Genomic DNA, 13,231 nt, shown 5'->3' with positions numbered 1-13,231 from the left:
CGGGGTAGGGGAGGGGCCGCAGTGGCGTGATGAAGGATCTAGTCGACGTCGAGCTTGCCGCCGTTGTCCTGGACCTTCTTGAGCGCCTCGAGCGCCTTGACCTCGTTGGCGTGATCCCGCTCGGCGTTCTCGCGCTGCTCGTCGGCCGGGTCGGCCCGCAGGAACGAGCCGGTGCCGGGCTGGCCGGCGGCACCGAGCTGGTTGGCCTTGGTCGGGACGACCGCGCCCTCGTAGGGGAGCGGCACGGCGTGGCCGTGCTCGTCGACCGGTCCGAGCGGCTGGTGGAGCTCGATGAACTCACCGTTCGGGCGGCGGACGATGACGCCCGTCTCGATGCCGTGCTCGAGCACCGCGCGGTCGGCGCGCTGCAGGCCGATGCAGAACCGGTAGGTCAGCCAGTAGGCGACCGGCGGCAGCACGACCAGGCCGATACGGCCGATCCAGGTCATCGCGTTCAGCGAGATGTGGAACTTCAGCGCGATGACGTCGTTCACACAGGAGAGCGTGAGCACGATGTAGAACGCCAGCGCCATGGCGCCGATCGCGGTCCGCACCGGCACGTCGCGGGGACGCTGCAGGATGTTGTGGTGCGCATCGTCGCCGGTGAGCTTCTTCTCGATCCACGGGTAGCTGAACATCAGGCCGACGATCACGCCGATGATGATCGCCACGAACGCGGCGCCCGGAACGGTGTGGCCCCAGATGTAGAGCTCCCACGCCGGCCACAGACGGGCCAGGCCGTCCGTCCACATCATGTAGACGTCGGGCTGGACGCCCGCGGAGACCTTCGCCGGATCGTAGGGGCCGATCGTCCACACCGGGTTGATCGTGAAGATGCCCGCCATCAGGGCGATGATGCCGAAGGTGGCAGCGAAGTACGCGCCGGTCTTGACCGCGAAGACGGGGAGGATGCGGACACCCACCACGTTCTCCTCGGTGCGGCCGGGGCCCGCGAACTGGGTGTGCTTCTGGTACCAGACGAGCGCGAGGTGGCCCGCGATGAGCGCCAGGATGATGCCCGGGAACAGCAGGATGTGCAGCACGTACAGGCGCGGGATCAGGAGCTCGCCGGGGAAGTCGCCGCCGAACAGCGCCCAGTGGACCCAGGTACCCACGACGGGGAGGCCGACGACGATGCCCGACATGGCGGCGCGGACACCGGTGCCCGAGAGCAGGTCGTCCGGGATCGAGTAGCCGAAGAAGCCCTCGAACATCGCCAGCAGCAGCAGTGCGCAACCGATGACCCAGTTCGCCTCACGCGGGCGGCGGAACGCGCCGGTGAAGAAGATGCGGGCCATGTGGATGATGATCGACGCGGCGAACATCAGCGCGGCCCAGTGGTGGATCTGGCGCACGAACAGGCCGCCGCGCACCTCGAACGAGATGTCCAGGGTGGTGGCGTAGGCGCGCGACATGGCGACACCGTGGAGGGGCTCGTAGGCGCCCTCGTAGTGGACCTCCGCCAGCGACGGGTCGAAGAACAGCGTGAGGTACACACCCGACAGCAGCAGGATGACGAAGCTGTAGAGCGCGATCTCACCCAGCATGAAGGACCAGTGCGTGGGGAAGACCTTGTTGATCTGGCGGCGGATACCGGGGGCGAGATGGTAACGCTGATCCATCTCGTTGGCCTGGTGCCCGACGCGATCGCCGAGTGTGGTCATCAGTGCGTCGCCTCCCAGAAGGCCGGTCCGACCTGTTCGATGAAGTCGCCGTTGGCGACCATGTAGCCCTGCTCGTTGACCGAGATCGGCAGCTGCGCGAGCGCACGGGCGGCGGGGCCGAAGACCGGCTTGCCGTACTCGAGCGCGTTGAACTGCGACTGGTGGCAGGGGCAGAGGATGCGGTTGGTCTGCTGCTCGTACAGCGACGTGGGGCAGCCGAAGTGGCTGCAGACCTTGGTGTAGGCCCAGTAGTCGCCGTAGTTGAAGCTCTCCTGGCCCTTCCGCTTGACGGCGCGGACGGCGTCCTCGGGACGCAGGCGGATCAGCATGACGGGGTTACGGATGCCCTTGAGGCCGTGGAGCAGCTTCAGGCGCGACTCCTCGGTCTCGCCGAAGCCGTCCGAGACGCGCCACGGGAAGACCGTCATCATGCCGCCGGCGTCGAGGTCCTCGGCGCGCACCAGCTTGACCTTGTACGGGTCGCCCACGTCGTTGCGCAGGAAGACGGGCTCGTGGTTGAGGTCGTTGGAGAAGTCGTTCTCCAGCGAGTTCCAGTACGGCGACCAGCCGGTGTGCCACAGCGGCGAGGCCTCGCGCTTGGCCCACGGGTTCTTGATCAGGCCGCCGAGGAAGCCGGCAGCGGCGCCGAGGCCGAGCACGCCGACGCCGAACCCGGCCGAGGCCATGATCATCTTGCGGCGGGGCAGGGTCGAGGTCTCCAGCGCGTCCTTGAACAGCGCGGCCGTGGTGGTGCGATCCACCTTGGACGAGCCGCCCGCGTCGTGGCGCTGCTGGACCGCGATCTCCTCGGGGATGAACTTCTTCGTGAACTGCACGGTGCCCGCGAAGACGCAGAGCAGCGACAGGCCGAAGGTGATGCCGAGCATCGGGGTGTAGAGCGTGTACCACCAGTAGTGGTCGTCGTCGATGCCCTGGTACTTCCACGGCCAGAACAGGAACACGCCCAGGAGCGCGGCGCCGAAGACGCCGGCCAGCGCGAACCACATGGCGACGGTGCGCTCGGCGCGCTTCTCGGCGCGGGTGCCGGGGACGGGCCACCGCGGCTCGCGGTAGACCAGCTCGACACCGTCGAGGTTGGTACCGAGCTTCACCAGCTCATCGTGGGACAGGTTGTCCAGTTCGTCGTCCGACGGGACGTTGTTCAACGGCTTGGCGGTCAATTCCTGCTCCCAACCCACATCGCGGCGCCGACGACGGCGATCATCCCGGTCACCCACATCACCATGCCCTCGGACGCGGTACCGAAACCGCCGAGGCCGTGGCCGCCGGGGGACTGGGTCTCGCCGACGTTCTTGATGAAGCCGATGATGTTCTTCTTCTCTTCAGGCGACAGTGCACGGTCCGAGAACTTGGGCATGTTCTGCGGGCCGGTCAGCATCGCGGCGTAGATCTCCTGCTCGTTGGCGGGATCCAGCGGCGGCGCGAACTTGCCACCGGACAGGGCGCCGCCCCGACCGGTGAAGTTGTGGCACGAGGCGCAGTTGAGGCGGAAGAGCTCGGCGCCGGCGCCGAGGTTCTTGCCGCGCAGCGACTCCTGCGCGATGACGCGGTTGCCGTTCTCGTCGCGCTTGATCGAGCCGTCGGGGTTGTACTCCCACACGATCGACGGTCCGCCGCCGATCGACTGGATGTAGGCACCCATGGCGTCGATCTGCTTGGCGTCGAACTTGGCGGGCTTGCGCACGATCTGCGACGAGTTGATCGTCGCGGGCATGCGGCCCGAGTGCACCTGGAAGTACACGGCCGAATCGCCGACGCCGACGAGGCTCGGACCGCGGTCCTTCACGCCCTCGAGGCTGGCGCCGTGGCAGCTGATGCACGAGGTCTCGTACAGGCGCTTGCCGGTCTCCACCTGCGCGGCGTCGAAGTCATCGGCGATCGCGACCTGCGGGGTGGGGCTGGCGATCGTGGCGACACCGCCGGCGGCGAGGAGACCACCGACGAGCAGTGCGGCGCTCGCGAACTTGCGGCGGAGCTTGCGCTGCTTCCGGGCCTTCTGTGCCGAGGCGACGGGGGCGCGCCCGGCACCGTCGGGCTCGCCTCCCTCGCCGGCGGGCTCAAAGTTGGCTGAACTCATCTGCTATCCCTCTGTGATGGCGACTGAGATAAACGTCTTTAGCGAATGATGTAAATGACGGCGAAGAGGCCGATCCACACCACGTCGACGAAGTGCCAGTAGTAGCTGACGACGATCGCCGAGGTCGCCTGGGCGGGCGTGAACTTGGAGGCGCGGCTGCGGGCCAGGATGAAGATGAACGCCACGAGGCCGCCCATCACGTGCAGGCCGTGGAAGCCGGTGGCCATGTAGAAGACCGAGCCGTACACCGACGAGCTGAGCGTGAGGCCCTCACCGATCAGGGTCTTGTACTCGTTGAGCTGACCCGCGATGAACGCGGCGCCCATGAGGAACGAGATGAAGTACCAGATGCGGAACTTGAAGACGTCGCCCTTCTCCGCGGCGAAGACGCCCAGCTGGCAGGTGACCGACGATGCGATCAGCACGATGGTCGGCGGGAGGGCCGCCCACAGGCTGACGTTCGTGTCGACGGGGGGCCATCCGTTCTCCCCAGCACCGGCTCGCGCCACGAAGTACATGGCGAAGAGCCCGGCGAAGAACATGAGCTCGCTCGACAGCCAGACGATGGTCCCGACGCTGACCATGTTGGGCCGGTTGAGTGAGTGCACGCGCTGGGTGATGGCTGTAGCTGAGGTCGGTGCGGCGCTAGTCACCTCGCAAGTATGACCGGTCGTAGTATCGAATGCCTACCCGGGTCGCAGATTGGGCGCGTCGAATCTCACGGGCAGGCGGAGAGCCTTCCGTCCCTATACTCGAAACACCACGTCAACGGCCTTCTCGACATCGGAAGATAAGGCAGACCTTGCCCTACGACCTCAACGGCAGACCCGAGCAGCGCACCCGGCTGGGCCGTCTGCTGAGCCACCTCTCCACGCGCACCGTCGAAGAGTTAACGCCCGGGCACCCCGGTTTGGTTCCCGTGGCGCAATCGGACGACGACGCCGCCGCCTCCTCGGCGGTCCTCGACGCCGCCGAGGGCTTCGATCCGGAGGCGCAGAGCGTGCTGCTGCACGTCCTCGAGCTGCCTCCCGCCGCGGTCGACGAGGTGCTGCGGCTCGTCGCGCAGGACCGGTACGAGCGGATGCCCGACGGTGCGCCCGCGGGCGACGGACTGGAGACGGTGGCGGTGGCGCGGGTGCAGAGGGTCGATGCGCTGCACGTCTCGCAGGAACGCTCGCGGATGGCGGGGGTCACCGCACGGCACGGCGGGCGGGCCGTCCTGTGGCAGGTGCTGCAGATACCCGCTTGACCGCCCCGATTACAGTGGCGGCCATGGATTGGCCGACGGTTCTCACCGAGCTCACCTCACAGCGCGATCTGAGCGCGGAGCAGGCGCGGTGGGCGATGTCCGAGATCATGAGCGACGGGGCGACCCCGTCGCAGATCTCCGCGTTCGGCGTGGCCATGAAGATGAAGGGGCCGTCGCCCGTCGAGGTGCGCGCCCTGGCCGACGTGATGCTCTCGCTCACCACGGCCGTTCCCTTCGCGGATCGCGCCGTCGACATCGTCGGTACCGGCGGCGACCGGTCGCACTCGGTGAACATCTCCACGATGAGTTCGATCGTGGTGGCCGCGGCGGGCGTGCCCGTGCTCAAGCACGGCAACCGGGCGGCGTCGTCGAAGTCGGGCGGCGCGGACTGCCTGGAGGCGCTCGGCGTGGCGATCGGACTCGACGCCGACGGGGTCGCGCGCACGACCACCGAGCTCGGCATCGGCTTCTGCCTCGCCTCCGTCTTCCACTCGGGCCTGCGGTTCGCCGGAGCCACGCGCAAGGAGATCGGCATCCCGACCGTGTTCAACGTGCTCGGCCCGCTGACCAACCCCGGTCGGCCCTCGGCCGGCCTCATCGGTTGCGCGTTCGCCGACCTCGCGCCCGTCGTGGCGCAGGCCTTCGCCGACCGCGGCGGCGAGGACCACGTCATCGTCGTCCGCGGCGACGACGGCCTCGACGAGCTGACCACGACCTCGACCTCGACGGTCTGGCGGGTGCAGGAGGGAGGGGTGGGCGTCGAATCCGTCGATCCCCGCGAGCTCGGCCTGCCGCGCGTGGCGATCGAGGATCTGCGGGGCGGCGACGCGACGGCCAACGCCGCCATCGCGCGGGCCTTCCTCGGCGGCGAGACCGGCCCGGTGCGCGACGCCGTGCTCCTCAACTCGGCCGGCGCGGTCGCCGCCTACGAGGGCCTGACGGCGGGGGAGACCGTGCAGGACGCGCTCGCCGCGCACCTGCCCAGGGTTGCCGAGGCCGTGGATTCGGGCGCCGCGGCCGCGCTGCTCGACCGCTGGGTCGCGCTGTCGCAGGAGATCGCGGGCTCGTGAGCGAGTCGGGGCTGGACCGGATGCGCGCCGACGCCGCCGCGCGGGGCCTGACGGTGACCGTCCGCGAGCGCCCGGCGGCGCGGAGCCTGGAGGAGGCGGCCGCGCTGATGGACCTGCCGCCGTCCCAGTTGGTGAAGTCGCTGGTCGTGCGGCGCGGTGAGGGCGACTACCTGTTCGCGCTGGTTCCCGGTGACCGGTCGATCGCCTGGCCGAAGCTGCGTGCGGTCGTGGGCGTGAACCGGCTCGCGATGCCGCCCGCCGACGAGGCCCTGGAAGCCACCGGGTACGAGCGCGGCACGATCACGCCGATCGGCGCCCGCGGGGACTGGCCGGTCTACGTCGACGAGCGGATCGGCGGAGTCGAGGTGGCGCTCGGTGCGGGCGCGCACGGCCACAGTGCGCTGGTCGACGCGGATGCGCTCATCGCCGCGTACGGCGCGATCGTCGCCGACATCTCCGAGTAGGCACGCGCGAACACAACGCACAAAATTCCATTCCGCGGAATCGGGCGTTCCACGCGCCTAACCTTGGTGGTGTGAGTAAGCGCACCGTCTCCCCACAGATCGCCCGTTCCTGGCTGCTCGTGCCGGCCTCCCATCCCGAGTCGTTCGCCGTCGCGCAGGACAGCGAGGCCGACGCCGTGATCATCGACCTCGAGGACGCCGTCGCCGCGAAGGACAAGGATCAGGCGCGGGCGGACACCGTCGAATGGCTGTCGACCGGGCACCGCGCGTGGGTACGCATCAACGACGCGGCGAGCGAGTACTGGAGCGCCGACTGCGCCGCGCTCAAGCAGTGCGAGGGCCTCGAGGGCGTGATGCTGGCGAAGTCCGAGGGGTCGAGCCACCTCGACGACACCGCCGACCGGTTGCCCGACGGTACGCGCATCCTCGCGCTCGTCGAGACGGCTCGCGGGATGCAGAACGTCGAGCGGATCGCCTCCGCGCCGTCCACCTTCCGGATCGCCTTCGGCACCGGTGATTTCAAGCGCGACACCGCCGTCGGCGAGGACCCCATCGCCCTCGCCTACGCGCGCTCGCAGCTGGTCATCGCCTCGCGGGCCGCGCGCCTGCCCGCGCCGATCGACGGACCGACGCTGAACATCGCGCACCTGCCCACCGGGACGTCATTGGCGAAGGAGATGGGCATGTCCGGCAAGTTGTGCCTCACGCCGGAGCACGCCGCCGTGATCAACGCGGGCCTGAGCCCGAGCGAGTCCGAGGTGGCGTGGGCGCACGGGTTCATCGACGCCTTCGAGAAGTCGGGCGGCAAGATCACCGACGGCTCCGACCTGCCGCGCCTCGCCCGTGCGCAGAAGATCGTGCAGCAGGCCGTCGACTTCGGCATCGACGTCGAGGCCGCGGAGGTCAGCCACAGCGGCTACTGACCGAGGTCAGTTCCCGATGTCGAAACCGGCGTCGACGTCCGCCGAGGCGTACTCGCGGAAGGCGATGTGGGTGGAGGTGCTCGCGACGCCGTCGATCCGGTTGATCTTCTCCGTGACGACCTCGGCGATCTGATCGTGCTCGCGCACCCGCACCTTGGCGACGAGGTCGATGTCGCCGGCGCAGGAGTACACCTCGGTCACGCCATCGATGTTCGCGACGGCCTGCGCGGTCTCGGGGATGCGGTGCACGTCGGCGTTGATGAGGACGATCGCGGTGATCACTGCGGGGCCTTCCGGTCGATCTGGCGCTGGCGCTCACGCGGCATGCGTGGCCTCCTCACTGTATTGCCTGGCGGCACCGCGCGGATGCGCCGCCGCCGCACGGGCGTCACGGCCCGCCTCCGACGCCCGGGCCGCCCACTCGATCCACCGGCCCGCGCCGTGGAGCGGTTCGCCCCAGGCACCCTGGACATCGACGATGCGGGTCCCGGGCCGCAGCGCCCAGCGGCGCAGGAGCAACGCCTCCTCGGGGCTGGCGCCGTGCAGGACGTCCGCGGGGAAGAGGGCGTCCGGCACGTCCGGCGCGGCCAGGGGATCGCCGCCCGCTTCGTACACCGATTCCGCTCCGGCGCGCAGCCGCTCGAACACCGGCATCGGTGGCACCCCGCGCGGCGCGACGCCGGCCGCCGCGAGTCGGCCGTGGCGGACGATCGACAGCTCCCAGCCGCCGCTGCCGTCCGGGTGCGCGATCGACAGCTCCGGCACGTCCGCGAAGCCGGCGAGGGCGTGGGCGCGCGCCACCGCTTCCACCAGCCGGGCGGTGCGGTCGCGCAGCCGCGCCGCCGACTCGAAGAACTCCTTCTCGGCGAGCACCGCCAGGCGTTCCTCCAGCGCGTCGAAGACATCGGACGAGCGGCCGGTGAGCGCGGCCGCCGCGAGGTCCGCCCGCGGGCGGTAGAGCGCCGCGGGTTCGGGGGTCGCGACGGCGGCCTGGCACCCGCCGAGGGGGCGCGCACCGTCGGGCCCCAGTGCGCACGCGTGGAGTGCCCCGGCCCGCAGCCGGGTGGTGCAGGTGCGCAGGCCGCAGGCCTCGGCGAGCAGCTCAGCCAGGTCGGCGGCGTCCGTGCGCGAACGGACGGGGCCGATGCACGCGGCGCCCGCCGGCGCGGAGCGCTTCACGGCGAGGCGGGGGAAGGCCTCCGCGGTGAGGCAGATCCACCACCCGCGTTTGGGGTACTTCGACCGCCGGTTGTACGGGGGAGTGTGCGCGGCGATCAGCCGCAGCTCCCGCGCCGCCGCCTCGAGCGCGTGCGCGCACTCCACGTGATCCACCCGCTCCGCGAGGCCCACCATCTCCTTGATCCGGCCGCGCGTCTCCCCGGAGGTGAAGTAGCTGCGCACCCGGCGCCGCAGATTGCCCGACGTGCCCACGTAGAGCACCTCGTTCCCCGGACCGCGGAACAGGTACACGCCGGGGCGCTCCGGTAGCGGGTCGGCGAGGTGGCGCTTGGCGCGCTGTTGCGGCGTGACGGACGGGAGGTGCCCGCGCAGCTCCCCGAGCGTGTGGATGCCGAGGTTGCCCACCCGTCCGATCAGCCCGTGCAGCACCTCGACGGTGGCCCGCGCGTCGTCGAGCGCGCGGTGGTTCGGCGTGGTCTCGGTGCGGAACAGGCGGGCGAGTTCGCTGAGCTTGACCGACGGCGCCTCGTCCCGCGTCAGCACGCGCCGGGCCAGCTGCACGGTGCACAGGGAGGCGGGCTTCGGCCAGGGGGTGCCGGTGGCGGCCGCGGCGGCTTTGAGGAAGCCGAGGTCGAACCGGGCGTTGTGGGCAACCAGGACGGCGCCGTGCGCGAACTCGAGGAAGGACGGGAGGACGGAATCGATCCGGGGCGCGCCGGTGACCATCGCGGTGGTGATCCCGGTGAGGTGGGTGATGTGCGGGGAGATCCCGCAGCCCGGATCGACCAGTGTGGCGAACTCTCCCAGGACCTCGCCGCCGCGCACCTTGACCGCGCCGATCTCGGTGATCGCATCGCCGCCGCGGGGTGATCCGCCGGTGGTCTCCAGATCGACCACGACGAAGGTCACCTCCCGCAGGGGCGGGTCGACGACGCCCGACTCGCAGTCGTCCAGGCTCAGCTGCATGGCGCGACCGTAGAACACCCCACCGACAGGTTCTCGCGGACCGAACGGGCGCACGAAACTTGTCAGCCGCCGCGCCTAGCGTCGCCGGCATCGAGACCGACGACGAAGGGACGCCGCCATGGCGCTGCACATCGACTGCTCCACCTGCCCCGCCAAGCCCCGTGCGTGTGGCGACTGCTCGGTGGGCTTCCTCCTCGGGCCGCTGGAGGTGCCCGCGGACCCCACGGTCACGGCGGATCCGGACCTGAGTGACGCAATCGCCGCGTTCGCCGGCGAGGGAATGCTGCCGCGCCTGCGCGTCGTGCCTGACCAGGCCAAACGCGCGGGCTGAGATGCACCGTGGGTTGTGCGTTTCTGCCCACACCGGCGCGTCCGGCTAGACAGGTGCGTTTCCGTTTCGTAATCTTTCTGAGACCTTGCGGAGGTGCCCGGGGCGAAAGCCGCCCCGTCTCCCGAGGTCACCGCCTAAGAAGCCCCAGTGCTTCGCCGGGGACCCACACACGTTATCCGGGGTGAATCGCCGGAGGCTCACGCCTCCGGGGTAGGGCATCTTCCTCGCCCGAACCCGTCAGCTAACTCGGTCGGCGGTCGGGAAGAAACTTAGGAGAATCGCTTCGTGGCGAAACACCGACTTCAGCCGCAGCCCAGCCGAGGTGCCACCGCCGCTCGCGGTGCCTTCGCAGCAGGCGCCGTGACCATCGGTACCCTCGCGGCTCCGGCCGCCGCGTTCGCAGCGCCCGCCCCCGCGGCGCCGGCCCCCGTCGCACCGAAGGCGAAGCCCGCCCCCGCGCCGGCCGCGAAGCCCGCGGCGAAGGCGAAGCCCGCGGCGAAGCCGGCCGCCAAGCCCGCGCAGACCGTCGCGACGCACAACACCTCCGCGCGCCCCGGCGTCGTCAGTGGTGTGGCCGTCGCCCCCAAGCCCGGCGTCACCACGGTTGCGGGTGCGCGCCCCGGCGGTGCGAAGGCGAAGGTCGTGCAGGCCGCGCTGTCGCGCACCGGCCTGCCCTACTCGTACGGCTCCGCCGGCCCCAATTCGTTCGACTGCTCGGGCCTGGTCTACTGGTCCATGAAGCAGGCCGGCATCACCGTTCCCCGCGACAGCTACGGCCAGCTCGGCGGCGGTCGCTCGATTCCGATCTCCGACCTGCAGGCCGGCGACATCGTGATCTACAACGGCGGCAGCCACGCCGCGCTGTACATCGGTAACGGCAAGGTCGTCCACTCGGTGAACTACGGCATCCCGGTCAAGGTGAGCCCGCTCAACGAGATGTCGGTCTACTCCGCCCGTCGTTACTGACGTAACCTGGCAACGGTTGCTTTCGCAATCGTGCTCCAGCTCTGGAAGGACCTGCTCGGCCGTGTCATCGACCTCCCACACCCGCTCCCTGGCGCTGCGCGGCTCCGCCGCGTCCGCGGCGCTCGCCCTCGTGGCCGGGCTGACCGTGGTCGGCAGCGCCACCGCGGATCCCGACACGGCCGACGCCGCGCTCAAGCAGTACGAGAAGCTCTCCGAGCAGGCTTCGGGCACGAACGAGGCGGCCAAGGCGGCGCAGGAGGAGGCCGAGAAGGCCACCGCCGCCAAGCGCGCGGCCGATGCCACGCTGGTCGCCGCGAAGCGTGAGGTCGCCGCGGTGAAGGCACGGCAGGCGGCGTTGCAGCCGCAGATCGACGCCGTGGTGGTGGCCAACTACAAGGGCTCGCGCACCAACCGCACGTACGCGCTGCTCGTCAGCGACTCGCCGCAGCAGATGCTCGATCAGATGTCGACGCTCGACTTCATCAACCGTGACGTCGTGGCCACCGTCGACGCCTACAAGAAGTCGAAGGCCGCGGCCGATTCCGCCGCCACCCGCGCCGCCGAGGCCGCGACCGCGGCGGAGAACACGCGCACCGACGCCGAGCGCAAGGCGACGGACCTCAAGCAGAAGAAGTCGCGCCTCGCGCAGGAGGTCGCGCGCATCAAGGCCATCTACGACCGGCTGACCGGCGCGCAGCGCCAGTCGCTGATCGGGCCGCCCACGCCGTTCGATCCCAGCAAGGTGCCGCCGGGGAGCACGTCGGAGCTCGCGGCCGTGCGCGCCGCGCTGACCCGCGTCGGCATGCCCTACGCCTGGGGCGGCACGGGCCCCGGCCAGTTCGACTGCTCGGGCCTGATGGTGTGGGCCTACCAGCAGTCCGGCAAGTCGCTGCCGCGCACCTCGCAGGCGCAGCTGAGCGGCGGCCGCCCCGTCTCCCGCGGCGAGCTGCAGCCGGGCGACATCATCGTCTACTACTCGGCCGCCACGCATGTCGGCATGTACGTCGGCGACGGAAAGGTCGTGCACGCCTCCACGTTCGGCGTCCCGGTGCAGGTCGTGCCGATCGACGCCGCGGGGCCGTACAACTCGGCGGTGCGCTTCTAGCTAGGCTTGGGCACCATGCCGCGCACGCTGCTGGTCACCAACGACTTCCCGCCCCGCCCCGGAGGCATCCAGACCTACCTCCAGGCCTTCGTCCGGCAGTTGCCCGCCGATGAGCTCGTCGTCTACGCCTCGCGGTGGCGCGACAGCGAGGAGTACGACGCCGCGCAGCCCTTCGAGGTGGTGCGCCACCCCACGACGCTGCTGTTGCCCACGCCCGATGCTCTTTCCCGCGCCCGGGACCTGGTGCGCTCCCGCGACATCGAGACCGTCTGGTTCGGCGCCGCCGCGCCGCTGGCCCTGCTCGGTGCTCCACTCAAGGACGCGGGTGCGCTGCGCACCGTCGCCTCCACGCACGGCCATGAGGTCGGCTGGTCGATGCTGCCGCCCTCGCGCGCCTGCCTGCGCCGGATCGGCGACACCACCGACGTGATCACGTACGTCAGCAAGTACACCCGCGGCCGGTTCGCCGCCGCGTTCGGCCCGCGGGCCGCGCTGGAGCACCTGCCGCCCGGCGTGGACACGGACGTCTTCAAGCCCGACGACGCCGCCCGCGCGAGCCTGCGCGCCCGGTACGGGCTGGGGGACGACGAGCCCGTCGTGCTGTGCCTGTCGCGGCTCGTTCCCCGCAAGGGCCAGGACATGCTGATCCGGGCGCTCCCGCGCATCCGCGCGCAGGTGCCCGGCGCGAAGCTCGTGATCGTCGGCGGCGGGCCCTACGCCGAGACGCTGCACAAGCTGGTGCGGCAGGTGGGCGTCGAGGAGCAGGTGATCTTCACCGGCACGGTCCCGTTCGACGAGCTCGCCGCGCACCACAACCTCGGCGACGTCTTCGCCATGCCCTGCCGCACCCGCGGCGCGGGCCTGGACGTGGAAGGGCTCGGCATCGTCTTCCTGGAGGCCTCCGCGACCGGCAAGCCCGTCGTGGCAGGCGACTCCGGCGGCGCCCCCGAGACCGTGTGGGAGGGCGAGTCCGGCCACGTGGTGCCCGGGCGCGACGTCGAGGCGATCGCCGACGCCGTCGCCGGCGTGCTCGCCGACCCCGAGCGCGCCGCGAAGATGGGCGCCCGCGGGCGCGAGCTCGTCGCCGAGCACTTCGACTGGCGCCGCCTCGGCCACCGCCTCCAGACCCTCCTCAACCCGTACTGATCCGTGGGCTGATCCGCACCGCCGGGCGATCCTCGGTGCGTTCCGTCGGTCGCTCCCCGGCGTGTCGCCG

General features: G+C 70.7%; 14 protein-coding genes and 1 riboswitch. Of the genes, 8 read left to right on the top strand and 6 right to left on the bottom strand.

The window, feature by feature from the left end; genetic code table 11:
• Nucleotides 1-38: 38 nt before the first annotated feature.
• Genes qcrB through ctaE form a run of 4 tightly spaced genes read right to left on the bottom strand, consistent with a single transcriptional unit; the run spans nucleotide 39 to nucleotide 4,415 of the window.
• On the bottom strand, nucleotides 39-1,664 hold the full coding sequence (gene qcrB, locus BLQ62_RS14920) for a cytochrome bc1 complex cytochrome b subunit (protein WP_068534165.1): 1,626 nt from the start codon (nucleotides 1,662-1,664) through the stop codon (nucleotides 39-41).
• Nucleotides 1,664-2,845 carry a cytochrome bc1 complex Rieske iron-sulfur subunit gene (gene qcrA, locus BLQ62_RS14915; RefSeq protein ID WP_068534244.1) on the bottom strand — a complete coding sequence of 394 codons (1,182 nt, stop codon included), beginning with the start codon at nucleotides 2,843-2,845 and terminating at the stop codon, nucleotides 1,664-1,666. Before qcrA ends, qcrB begins: the two co-directional genes overlap by 1 nt.
• On the bottom strand, nucleotides 2,842-3,762 hold the full coding sequence (gene qcrC / locus BLQ62_RS14910) for a cytochrome bc1 complex diheme cytochrome c subunit (protein WP_068534164.1): 921 nt from the start codon (nucleotides 3,760-3,762) through the stop codon (nucleotides 2,842-2,844). Before qcrC ends, qcrA begins: the two co-directional genes overlap by 4 nt.
• A gap of 38 nt (nucleotides 3,763-3,800) precedes the next feature.
• Nucleotides 3,801-4,415, bottom strand: a complete 615-nt coding sequence (ctaE, locus tag BLQ62_RS14905; protein WP_082756929.1) for an aa3-type cytochrome oxidase subunit III — start codon at nucleotides 4,413-4,415, stop codon at nucleotides 3,801-3,803.
• A gap of 149 nt (nucleotides 4,416-4,564) precedes the next feature.
• Here ctaE and BLQ62_RS14900 point away from each other — a divergent pair, with 149 nt between their 5' ends.
• The 4 genes from BLQ62_RS14900 to BLQ62_RS14885 all read left to right on the top strand — a co-directional run bounded on the left by BLQ62_RS14900 (nucleotide 4,565) and on the right by BLQ62_RS14885 (nucleotide 7,468).
• The gene (locus tag BLQ62_RS14900) at nucleotides 4,565-5,011 is read left to right on the top strand and encodes a hypothetical protein (RefSeq protein WP_139061842.1); all 447 of its coding nucleotides are present in this window, start codon (nucleotides 4,565-4,567) and stop codon (nucleotides 5,009-5,011) included.
• 23 nt (nucleotides 5,012-5,034) lie between these two features.
• Entirely contained in the window at nucleotides 5,035-6,081 is a 1,047-nt protein-coding gene (gene trpD, locus BLQ62_RS14895) for an anthranilate phosphoribosyltransferase (RefSeq protein ID WP_068534160.1), read from the top strand.
• Nucleotides 6,078-6,545 (top strand): aminoacyl-tRNA deacylase, encoded by a 468-nt coding sequence (locus BLQ62_RS14890; RefSeq protein WP_231857749.1) that lies wholly within the window; start codon nucleotides 6,078-6,080, stop codon nucleotides 6,543-6,545. The genes trpD and BLQ62_RS14890 overlap by 4 nt, the downstream gene beginning before the upstream one ends.
• 71 nt (nucleotides 6,546-6,616) lie before the next feature.
• Nucleotides 6,617-7,468: an HpcH/HpaI aldolase/citrate lyase family protein gene (locus BLQ62_RS14885; protein ID WP_068534158.1), complete on the top strand. Its 852-nt coding sequence runs from the start codon at nucleotides 6,617-6,619 to the stop codon at nucleotides 7,466-7,468.
• A gap of 6 nt (nucleotides 7,469-7,474) precedes the next feature.
• On the opposite strand, the gene BLQ62_RS14880 is transcribed toward BLQ62_RS14885, so the two are convergent.
• Both BLQ62_RS14880 and BLQ62_RS14875 read right to left on the bottom strand, forming a co-directional pair.
• The gene (locus BLQ62_RS14880; protein ID WP_068534156.1) at nucleotides 7,475-7,750 is read right to left on the bottom strand and encodes an Lrp/AsnC family transcriptional regulator; all 276 of its coding nucleotides are present in this window, start codon (nucleotides 7,748-7,750) and stop codon (nucleotides 7,475-7,477) included.
• A 33-nt stretch (nucleotides 7,751-7,783) separates the two neighbouring features.
• Nucleotides 7,784-9,613: a DEDD exonuclease domain-containing protein gene (locus BLQ62_RS14875; protein WP_068534238.1), complete on the bottom strand. Its 1,830-nt coding sequence runs from the start codon at nucleotides 9,611-9,613 to the stop codon at nucleotides 7,784-7,786.
• Between the two features lie 118 nt (nucleotides 9,614-9,731).
• Between BLQ62_RS14875 and BLQ62_RS14870 the strand changes: the two genes are divergently transcribed.
• The 4 genes from BLQ62_RS14870 to BLQ62_RS14855 all read left to right on the top strand — a co-directional run bounded on the left by BLQ62_RS14870 (nucleotide 9,732) and on the right by BLQ62_RS14855 (nucleotide 13,161).
• Nucleotides 9,732-9,944, top strand: coding sequence for a hypothetical protein (locus BLQ62_RS14870; RefSeq protein ID WP_068534154.1), 213 nt, complete (start codon nucleotides 9,732-9,734; stop codon nucleotides 9,942-9,944).
• Between the two features lie 121 nt (nucleotides 9,945-10,065).
• A riboswitch (cyclic di-AMP (ydaO/yuaA leader) is annotated at nucleotides 10,066-10,215 on the top strand.
• Nucleotides 10,216-10,304: 89 nt separating this feature from the next.
• Complete coding sequence (locus BLQ62_RS14865; RefSeq protein WP_068568715.1) at nucleotides 10,305-10,910, top strand: C40 family peptidase; 606 nt, start codon at nucleotides 10,305-10,307, stop codon at nucleotides 10,908-10,910.
• A 61-nt stretch (nucleotides 10,911-10,971) separates the two neighbouring features.
• On the top strand, nucleotides 10,972-12,015 hold the full coding sequence (locus BLQ62_RS14860; protein ID WP_068568712.1) for an NlpC/P60 family protein: 1,044 nt from the start codon (nucleotides 10,972-10,974) through the stop codon (nucleotides 12,013-12,015).
• Nucleotides 12,016-12,030: 15 nt separating this feature from the next.
• Nucleotides 12,031-13,161, top strand: coding sequence for a glycosyltransferase family 4 protein (locus tag BLQ62_RS14855; RefSeq protein WP_068534235.1), 1,131 nt, complete (start codon nucleotides 12,031-12,033; stop codon nucleotides 13,159-13,161).
• Nucleotides 13,162-13,231 lie beyond the last annotated feature (70 nt).

This window comes from Tsukamurella pulmonis (assembly GCF_900103175.1).
In the GTDB taxonomy this organism is placed as follows: domain Bacteria; phylum Actinomycetota; class Actinomycetes; order Mycobacteriales; family Mycobacteriaceae; genus Tsukamurella; species Tsukamurella pulmonis.
Note: the sequence above shows the minus strand (reverse complement) of the source record. Positions and strands in the feature narration are given on the sequence as shown.

What these genes read in the sequence shown, in the direction of transcription:
- BLQ62_RS14875 (WP_068534238.1), bottom strand. Translation starts at nt 9,613, where the DNA reads ATGCAGCTGAGCCTGGACGACTGCGAGTCGGGCGTCGTCGACCCGCCC.
- BLQ62_RS14870 (WP_068534154.1), top strand. Translation starts at nt 9,732, where the DNA reads ATGGCGCTGCACATCGACTGCTCCACCTGCCCCGCCAAGCCCCGTGCG.
- qcrC (WP_068534164.1), bottom strand. Translation starts at nt 3,762, where the DNA reads ATGAGTTCAGCCAACTTTGAGCCCGCCGGCGAGGGAGGCGAGCCCGAC.
- trpD (WP_068534160.1), top strand. Translation starts at nt 5,035, where the DNA reads ATGGATTGGCCGACGGTTCTCACCGAGCTCACCTCACAGCGCGATCTG.
- qcrB (WP_068534165.1), bottom strand. Translation starts at nt 1,664, where the DNA reads ATGACCACACTCGGCGATCGCGTCGGGCACCAGGCCAACGAGATGGAT.
- BLQ62_RS14855 (WP_068534235.1), top strand. Translation starts at nt 12,031, where the DNA reads ATGCCGCGCACGCTGCTGGTCACCAACGACTTCCCGCCCCGCCCCGGA.